5 protein-coding genes and 1 pseudogene are annotated in these 6,388 nt (G+C 44.9%); 4 read left to right on the plus strand and 2 right to left on the minus strand.

Annotated elements, in window-relative coordinates:
- The coding region (locus BJP37_RS07410; protein WP_143727962.1) for an IS200/IS605 family accessory protein TnpB-related protein at positions 1–726 on the plus strand (726 nt) is incomplete at its 5' end.
- Positions 727–992: 266 nt separating this feature from the next.
- Here the strand turns inward: BJP37_RS07410 and BJP37_RS38740 are convergent.
- On the minus strand, positions 993–1,142 hold the full coding sequence (locus BJP37_RS38740) for a hypothetical protein (RefSeq protein WP_158069476.1): 150 nt from the start codon (positions 1,140–1,142) through the stop codon (positions 993–995).
- Positions 1,143–1,457: 315 nt separating this feature from the next.
- Between BJP37_RS38740 and BJP37_RS07415 the strand changes: the two are divergent.
- Positions 1,458–1,580, plus strand: a pseudogene (locus tag BJP37_RS07415) (cytochrome b6-f complex subunit IV); the annotation flags it as partial.
- A gap of 191 nt (positions 1,581–1,771) precedes the next feature.
- Entirely contained in the window at positions 1,772–3,142 is a 1,371-nt protein-coding gene (locus BJP37_RS07420; protein ID WP_075897677.1) for an IS200/IS605 family accessory protein TnpB-related protein, read from the plus strand.
- A gap of 266 nt (positions 3,143–3,408) precedes the next feature.
- Here BJP37_RS07420 and BJP37_RS38745 read toward each other — a convergent pair whose 3' ends face one another.
- The gene (locus BJP37_RS38745; protein WP_158069476.1) at positions 3,409–3,558 is read right to left on the minus strand and encodes a hypothetical protein; all 150 of its coding nucleotides are present in this window, start codon (positions 3,556–3,558) and stop codon (positions 3,409–3,411) included.
- A 276-nt stretch (positions 3,559–3,834) separates the two neighbouring features.
- Here BJP37_RS38745 and BJP37_RS07425 point away from each other — a divergent pair, with 276 nt between their 5' ends.
- The gene (locus tag BJP37_RS07425) at positions 3,835–6,057 is read left to right on the plus strand and encodes an APC family permease (protein WP_075897679.1); all 2,223 of its coding nucleotides are present in this window, start codon (positions 3,835–3,837) and stop codon (positions 6,055–6,057) included.
- Positions 6,058–6,388: the final 331 nt, after the last annotated feature.

A 6,388-nucleotide genomic window follows, 5' to 3' on the forward strand; every position in this document is an offset into this window, starting at 1 on the left:
CGCAAGCCAGAGGCTAACATAACTGCGGTAGATTTAGGGATTAATACTACCGCTACCGTAGCAGTTGTAACCCATAGTGGCACTGTAATCCATCGTGATTTTATTCATCTTGGAAGAGACATAGACCGCAGGGACAAACGACTAAAGTCCGTATCAGCAAGAGCATCGAAGACGATGGGAAAAGGAGGAAAACTACATAAAGGTTTTTGCTCCAAAACTTATCAAAAATGCCAAAGAATCAATAACCAAATTGGCCATATTGTTTCCAAGGCGATTGTTGAAATTGCTGAAAAGTTCAACTCTGAAGCCATTGTATTCGAGAATCTTAAAGGGTGGAAGCCAAAAGGTGGACGAAAGCGGTCTAATTTAAAACAAAGATTCCACGGATGGCTCAAGGCAAAAATCCGCGACTTCACAGAAATGAAATGGGCTGAATTGGGTGGAAAAGTGATAGAAGTCGTTGCGGCTTATACTTCAAAATTGGCTTTTGATGGCTCTGGTACGGTTAAGAGAAATTCTAAAAAATACTCTTTGGCAACCTTCCCTTCAGGTAAGCGGTTTAATGCAGACTTAAACGGCGCTTACAACATCGGTGCTAGAGGTGTGTTTAAACTCACTCGCAGAAATGACAGTGAGGGTCGTTCCAGCAAAAGATCTCGACGACCGCCTAGAAGCTGGGCTTGCTTGTGTGACTTATGGACTAGGGGTAGTTCTAAGTTAGCATAAGACACCACCACCTGGCTATCGCCACGCTACGCGAACGGCGATAGCCAGGTGGTGGAAGCTTCATGACTGGATTGATCAACGAAGTGATTAACCGGAGTTGATATTACCCATATTGGGTAATTATTGGTCATTGAGCAAAAAATGTCTTAAATTCGTGATTGGGGTGCATAAAGTTGGGAATTTAGCAAGTTAATTCTGTAGTCAGCTTAAAAGACTGTCAGATTAAAAGACTATCGTTTCTGTTCTCTTCGTTCCATTAGCAGTTTCTACTTGTTTGCCCAAAACCCCATGACAGCAGTTAGTCCTGTGGTGTGAAATTCATCCAATGTTGAACCAAAAGCCCAGGCTACCAACGTTGTAACATCCTTGAGTTGCAATGTCGGTGGCTTGGGGGTAGAACTGGTGGAGTTGTTCATGGACCTGGATCAATTCACCAACTGAAATTGTCTGCCAAGGACTTGAAAAATTTTCCAGCTATACCCCCATCAAAAATGAATTTACAACAAAGAACAAAGTATGAACATCTCTGGTATTTCACCGAGGACGCTTCGCACTTGCTTGCCTCGACGGCTTTTTCAACTCAGAAATCCATGGGCGTTTCGCCCACACCAAAGGAATGAAAATCTCTGTTCCCTATTCCCTATTCCCTATAGTCAGATTAGCTTAATGCACTATATTCGTGTTTTAGACATATGAAGTTGTTCTTTGGTCGCCGCTCATCTCCTGTTNTCCAGAACCCATTCCGCCGTCCAGTGGCAACTACGGTATTTTTATTTGGTACCCTAGTCACCATCTGGCTTGGTGTTGGTGCTACCTTCCCCATTGATCAGTCTTTGACTTTGGGTCTGTTTTAAGATAAGCCTAACCATCAGGCTGATCCTACAACTAGAGTTTGAACAAGACGTGAGACGCATTCCCCCACCTCGTCCAGGTGGGGGTTAGTCCACGCCAACAACAATAGCTAAAAACCTAAAACATCAATCAATCTATTGTCGTCTACATTTTTAGAGGTTAAAATATTAACTAACAATAGAATCATAGACTAGTGAAAACGCCGACCAAAGTCATCAGGACTGATAAATGGAAGCTTAATCCGTCTCCCGGACAAAAAATCTTGTTTTCGGAGACGGTTAAAGTTTATCGTCAGGCTTGTAGGTACTTAGTCGGTATTATCTATACTCATTGGTCTGAGCTTGGTGGCTTGACTGCTGTACAGCTAACTCCTGCTGTCGAAAAGTTGATGCATAAAACAGCCAAGCGTCCAAATATCAAATATCCACAATTCAACAAGGCTTTTTACAAGTTCCCTAGTTACTACCGTCGAGCTGCGATAGCATTTGCCGCTGGACAGGTTAGTAGTTATGTGACTCGATACCGTGAATGGCAGTCTGGTAGTCGAAAAAGAAAAGATAGCAAGCCACCAAGATTAAATGCTGATACTGGCTGCTATCCAGCTTTGTACAAAGGTCAATGTTACAAGCTACATGGTTTTGACCAAATCGAAATCAAGGCTTTTAATGGTAAAGATTGGGTTTGGACTACAGTTCAAATAACTGGTCTAAGAGAGCGTCATAAGATAGCTACAAACAAGATGATGTCCCCTTCGTTGATTTTTAACGTACGGTACTGTCATCTGTCTGTTCCGTTTACTTGCAAACCAGAAAAACGCCAGCCATTGGCTAACATAACTGCGGTAGATTTAGGGATTAATACTACCGCTACCGTAGCAGTTGTAACCCATAGTGGCACTGTAATCCATTCGGCAAAGCCGACGCTACGCGAACGTGATTTTATTCATCTTGGAAGAGACATAGACCGCAGGGACAAACGACTAAAGTCCGTATCAGCAAGAGCATCGAAAACGATGGGAAAAGGAGGAAAACTACATAAAGGTTTTTGCTCTTTGACTTATCAAAAATGCCAAAGAATCAATAACCAAATTGGCCATATTGTTTCCAAGCGGATTGTTGAGATTGCTGAAAAGTTTAACTCGGAAGCCATTGTATTCGAGAATCTTAAAGGGTGGAAGCCCATTGGTGGACGAAAGCGGTCTAATTTAAAACAAAGATTCCACGGATGGCTCAAGGCAAAAATCCGCGACTTCACAGAAATGAAATGGGCTGAATTGGGTGGAAAAGTGATAGAAGTCGTTGCGTCTTATACCTCTAAACTTGCTTTTGATGGCTCTGGTACGGTTAAGAGAAATTCTCAAAAATACTCTTTGGCAACCTTCCCTTCAGGTAAGCGGTTTAATGCCGACTTAAACGGCGCTTACAACATCGGTGCTAGAGGTGTGTTTAAACTCACTCGCAGAAATGACAGTGAGGGTCGTTCCAGCAAAAGATCTCGACGACCGCCTAGAAGCTGGGCTTGCTTGTGTGACTTATGGACTAGGGGTAGTTCTAAGTTAGCATAAGACACCACCACCTGGCTATCGCCACGCTACGCGAACGGCGATAGCCAGGTGGTGGAAGCTTCATGACTGGATTGATCAACGAAGTGATTAACCGGAGTTGATATTACCCATATTGGGTAATTATTGGTCATTGAGCAAAAAATGTCTTAAATTCGTGATTGGGGTGCATAAAGTTGGGAATTTAGCAAGTTAATTCTGTAGTCAGCTTAAAAGACTGTCAGATTAAAAGACTATCGTTTCTGTTCTCTTCGTTCCATTAGCAGTTTCTACTTGTTTGCCCAAAACCCCATGACAGCAGTTAGTCCTGTGGTGTGAAATTCATCCAATGTTGAACCAAAAGCCCAGGCTACCAACGTTGTAACATCCTTGAGTTGCAATGTCGGTGGCTTGGGGGTAGAACTGGTGGAGTTGTTCATGGACCTGGATCAATTCACCAACTGAAATTGTCTGCCAAGGACTTGAAAAATTTTCCAGCTATACCCCCATCAAAAATGAATTTACAACAAAGAACAAAGTATGAACATCTCTGGTATTTCACCGAGGACGCTTCGCACTTGCTTGCCTCGACGGCTTTTTCAACTCAGAAATCCATGGGCGTTTCGCCCACACCAAAGGAATGAAAATCTCTGTTCCCTATTCCCTATTCCCTATAGTCAGATTAGCTTAATGCACTATATTCGTGTTTTAGACATATGAAGTTGTTCTTTGGTCGCCGCTCATCTCCTGTTGTCGAGCCTACTCAGGAAAAAACTTCAGGTTTGGGAACATTCGGTGGGGTCTATACCCCGTCGATTCTCACCATCCTCGGGGTTATTATGTACCTGCGCTTTGGTTGGGTACTTGGTAATGTTGGTTTAGTGGGTACCCTCATCATTGTTACCCTCTCCACCAGTATTACCTTTTTGACGGCTCTGTCTATTTCTGCGATCGCAACTGACCGCATTGTTAGGGCTGGTGGTGCCTATTACATGATTAGCCGTTCCCTAGGAATTGAAACTGGCGGTGCCGTAGGAATTCCCCTTTACTTTGCCCAAGCTCTCTCAGTCGCCTTATACACTATTGGTTTTGCAGAGAGCGTAGTTAAGACCTTTCCCCAGCTCAACCAGCTTTATGTAGCGCTAATTACTACTATTTTAGTGGCAATACTGGCTTTGACTTCCGCTAGCCTCGCCATCCGCATTCAATACTTTATTATGGCTGCGATAGTGCTATCCCTGATTGCTCTATTCGTCGGTAACCATGATTACCCTTATGATGTAGCTAATATTGAGCTGTGGGTGACCTCCAAAGAATCCTTCTGGGGTGTCTTTGCTGTCTTCTTCCCTGCCGTGACCGGTATCATGGCTGGGGTGAATATGTCCGGTGATCTACGCAACCCCATCCGCGCCATTCCCATCGGTACTCTGGCAGCAGTAGGCACAGGATATGCCGTTTATATGATCGTACCAATTATTCTATCGATGCGGGTGGGGGGAGATGCCCTAATTGCCAATCCTCTGATTATGAGGCAAATGGCATTTTGGGGTCCGTCAATCCTACTCGGGGTATGGGGTGCTACTCTCAGCAGTGCTTTAGGGAGTATTCTGGGAGCTCCCCGGATTTTACAGGCATTAGCTAGAGATGGGGTATTACCCCGTTGGATGCGATTCCTAGGTACGGGTAGTGGACGAGATGATGAACCACGGATTGGTACCGCTGTAACCTTGGGAATAGCTACTGCTGCAGTTTGCCTTGGTCAATTAGATATCATTGCACCAGTGCTAAGTATGTTCTTTCTGACCACCTATCTGGTGTTGAATGTAGCAGCTGCCATTGAGGGCTTTTTGCAAAGTCCTTCGTTCCGACCCTCCTTTAAAGTTAATTGGTTTCTGTCACTGTTAGGGGCATTGGGTTGCCTGATCGTAATGTTTTTGATCAATGCCTTTGCCACAGTGGCAGCAGCTGTTATTGTCTTGGGGGTTTACCTTTGGTTACAGCAGCGGGAACTGCGCACGGCTTGGGGGGATGTACGCCGGGGCATTTGGATGGCACTGTTGCGCACTGGTATTTTTCAGATTAGTCATCACCCTGATCCGAAAAACTGGCGACCCCACATCTTGGTGCTGTCAGGAGCTCCCACTAAACGATGGTCTTTGATAGAGTTAGCCGATGCCCTGACCCATAATCGCGGTTTAGTGACCGTTTCGAGTATTTTACCTAGTAGTTCCCATAGTGTGGCTAAGCAGGCACAGTTAGAACAAACCATCAGTGAGTATCTCGAACGGCGCAGTGTACAAGCTCTGGTGCGCTTGGTAACAGCACCGGATCCCTTTACCGGAGCCCGGCAACTGGTAGACACTTACGGTATAGGACCACTAGTTCCCAATACAGTTTTACTCGGGGATAACGAAACCCTTAGCCGTCGCCAGCCTTACTGTCGCTTGATTACTCACATACACCAGGCAAAGCGTAATGTAGTGATTCTGCGGGAAAATCGGGAGCAGGGTTTCGGTAGTCGTCAACGGATTGATGTTTGGTGGGGCGGTAAGCAAGCCAATGGTAGCCTGATGTTGCTCCTCGCCTATCTATTGCGCAGCGACCTGAAGTGGCAAAATGCTGAGATTTACCTCAAGTTGGTGGTTCCTAATGAAATAGCAGCTCAAGCAGCACGGGCAAACCTAAGTAATTGGGTGAAACAGTTGCGGATTGGGGTTATTTGTCAGGTGCTGGTTTCCGAAGGGCGTTCTTTTAATACTATTCTTCATGAGTCATCCGCTGATGCTGACTTAATCTTTATGGGTATGGCTATACCAGACGATAAGTTTACTCAATATTACGAAAGCTTACAGCTAAAAACTGCTGGTCTTCCTACCATTGTCTTTGTATTGGCTGCCCCTGGGTTTGCTTTCCATGAAGTTCTCAGTGAAGATTTGTAGTATACCAACAGCAATTAAAAATTTTTAATTGCCAATTGACTATTACTATCAAATCTGGTTAATCACTGATCAAAGCGATGCAGCGCGGTCTTGGGGAGGCAGCGCGGTCTTGGGGAGGCAGCGCGGTCTTGGGGGTTTCCCCCATGAGCGACTGCCGTGGTCTCCCCCATGAGCGACTGCCGTGGTTTCCCCCATGAGCGACTGCATCAAGACATAGTCTCAAAATTTTTGGTAATAGGTAATGGAGAGTTGGTAATCGTCAACTACCAACTCTCCATTACTCAGATCTTGCACCTGATCAGACAAAAATCAAAACTAAGCTCATGTAACC

The organism is Moorena bouillonii PNG, assembly GCF_001942495.1.
Taxonomy (GTDB): Bacteria; Cyanobacteriota; Cyanobacteriia; order Cyanobacteriales; family Coleofasciculaceae; genus Moorena; species Moorena bouillonii.

Bases quoted from the DNA above. Each gene is read 5' to 3' on its own strand.
- BJP37_RS07425 (WP_075897679.1), top strand. From the start codon at position 3,835: ATGAAGTTGTTCTTTGGTCGCCGCTCATCTCCTGTTGTCGAGCCTACT.
- BJP37_RS38740 (WP_158069476.1), bottom strand. From the start codon at position 1,142: ATGAACAACTCCACCAGTTCTACCCCCAAGCCACCGACATTGCAACTC.
- BJP37_RS38745 (WP_158069476.1), bottom strand. From the start codon at position 3,558: ATGAACAACTCCACCAGTTCTACCCCCAAGCCACCGACATTGCAACTC.